This window comes from Flavobacterium chryseum (assembly GCF_004362015.1).
Lineage (GTDB): Bacteria > Bacteroidota > Bacteroidia > Flavobacteriales > Flavobacteriaceae > Flavobacterium.
Genome location: NZ_SNWW01000034.1, coordinates 1 through 2,586 on the forward strand (window position 1 = coordinate 1; position 2,586 = coordinate 2,586).

Genomic DNA, 2,586 nt, shown 5'->3' on the forward strand with positions numbered 1-2,586 from the left:
TGCAAATTCTGGCAAAAGTGAGCATGCCATTCCGGTAAAAGAGATCAGTTGATTCCGGTTTAAAGTGACCACCCTATTCTTGTAAAAGAGATCAGTTGATTCCGGTTCAAAGTGACCACCTCAAAAAGTAGTGTTTATAAAGAATATCTTACTTGTTTTTAAAACAAAAGATATGGCAAATAAACGACTGGATATGAGAAACATTTTGCAATTATTACGTTTATATACTCAAGGAGTAAGTAAGCTCCAAATAAGCAGACAATTAGGCTTATCGCGCAATACTGTAAAGAAATATATTGAATCATTTCATCAAAATTCTTTTACCTATCAAGAGTTATCAGGTCTTAGTAATGAAGATCTGGAAGAACTCTTTGATGGACAGATAAAAGCTGTTCCAGAAAAAAATATAGTTTTAGAATCCTTATTTCCCACGATAGAAAAAGAATTAAAGCGAGTTGGTGTTACCCGACAATTGCTCTGGGAAGAGTATAGGGAAAATCATCCTGATGGCTACAGTTATTCTCAGTTTTGCTATCATTATCAAAATTGGCGAGGCAAACTCAAGCCCTCTATGCATATGCATCATAAGGCAGGAGATAAAGTTTTTGTAGACTATACAGGAAAGAAATTATCCGTTATTGACCAGTCTACAGGAGAAGTGTGTGAAGTAGAGGTTTTTGTAAGTGTACTGGGAGCAAGTGGACTTACTTTTGTAGAAGCTACCAGGACTCAAAACAAAGAAGACTTTATGGGAAGTCTGGTAAAAATGCTAGACTACTATCAGGGTGTTCCAAGTGCTATTGTAACGGATAATTTAAGAACAGCCGTTAAAAAAAGTGATAAATATGAGCCCTTAGTCACGGAATATTTATTAGACTTTGCATCTCATTACGCAACTACAATACTTCCCACAAGAGCTTATCACCCAAAAGATAAGGCTCTGGTTGAAAATGCAGTAAGAATAATCTATACCCGTATTTTTGCTCCTTTACGCAAAGAAGAATTTTTTACTATAGAAGCCCTTAATGATGCTATTTTACCACTTTTAGAAAAGCATAATACAATGTCTTTTAAAGGCAGAAAATACTCAAGATTAGATTTGTTTAATGAGATAGAAAAAGAAGCACTATCATTTTTACCTGTTAATCCCTATCAGCTCAAAGGTTTTGCTAAAGCAACCGTTCATAAATCCAGCCATGTTTATCTCAATAAAGACAAACACTATTATAGTGTGCCTTTTATTTATATGGGCAAGAAAGTATTGATTATTTACAGCAAAACTACCATTGAGATTTATCATGGGCAGCGCATAATAGCCAGTCATCAGAGAGACTACTCCAAATATCTTTATACAACAAATAAAGAACACATGCCCACATCACATCAGTTTGTGGCAGAGTGGAATCCCGAGAGATTTATCCAATGGGGAGCTTCTGTTGGAGAATTTTGCAAATCATTTATTATACAAATATTAGATAAAAAACAGCACCCTGAGCAATCTTATAAGTCCTGTACCGGCGTGTTAAGTTTAGCTAAAAAAGTAGGCAATGACAGATTAAATAATGCCTGTAAAAGAGCGATGGATTATGAAAAAATAAATTACCCAATCATCAAATCTATCCTGGAGAAAGGATTAGACTTCATTGATGAAGATCCTGCTATTGAAGATAAAGAAATACCAATACATAATAATATTAGAGGTAAGGAATATTACAAATAACAACCATTAATAAAATAACTATATGAATGATCAAACATTAGAAAAAATGAAACAGTTAAGGCTCTACGGAATGTCCAGAGCCTTTAATACTACTTTAGAGGCAAGTAATATCGATTATACAAATGATGAACTTATTGCTTATTTAATTAACTCTGAATATGATGACAGAGAAAATCGAAAAGTAGAAAGATTGATCAATACTGCCAAGTTTAGGTATAAAGCTTTTATGGAAGAAATCGATTTTGACAGTTCCAGAGGAGTAGATAAAAACTTAATTAACAGACTTGAGTTTTGTGATTTTATAAAAAACAAACAAAACATCCTGGTCTGTGGAAGTACAGGTGTTGGCAAAAGCTTTATAGCTACGGCAATTGGTTATAAAGCCTGTATGATGGGCTACAAAGTAATGTATTTTAATATCAATAAACTTTTCTCTAAACTTAAAATGGCTAAAGCTGACGGCTCTTACATAAAAGAAATTAATAAAATAGAAAAGCAGGACCTCATTATACTAGATGATTTTGGGCTGCAATCATTAGATAACTTTAAAAGGCAGGATCTTATGGAGATAATTGAAGACAGACATGGAAAAAAATCAACTATTATTGCTTCGCAGCTCCCAGTTGAATCCTGGCATGAAGTTATTGCAGAACAAACCATTGCAGATGCAATTTTAGACAGAATCGTTCACAATGCTCTTCGGATAGAATTAAAGGGAGAATCAATGAGAAAAAAGAAAATAGAAAAACAACCAATAGAGTAAAATAATTTTATACTTTTAAACTACTTTTTAGACACCTTTTTGAGTTCATTTATACTGCTCACTTTTATCCAGAATTAGGTGCTCACTTTATCCAGAATATCCA

At 33.4% G+C, this 2,586-nt stretch carries 2 protein-coding genes; both read left to right on the top strand.

Features of this window, described 5'->3' with window-relative positions; genetic code table 11:
* The first annotated feature begins 172 nt into the window (after positions 1–172).
* Positions 173–1,720, top strand: coding sequence for an IS21 family transposase (gene istA, locus EV143_RS21345; RefSeq protein WP_133509922.1), 1,548 nt, complete (start codon positions 173–175; stop codon positions 1,718–1,720).
* A 22-nt stretch (positions 1,721–1,742) separates the two neighbouring features.
* Complete coding sequence (istB, locus tag EV143_RS21350) at positions 1,743–2,483, top strand: IS21-like element helper ATPase IstB (RefSeq protein WP_059114476.1); 741 nt, start codon at positions 1,743–1,745, stop codon at positions 2,481–2,483.
* The last annotated feature ends 103 nt before the right edge of the window (positions 2,484–2,586 follow it).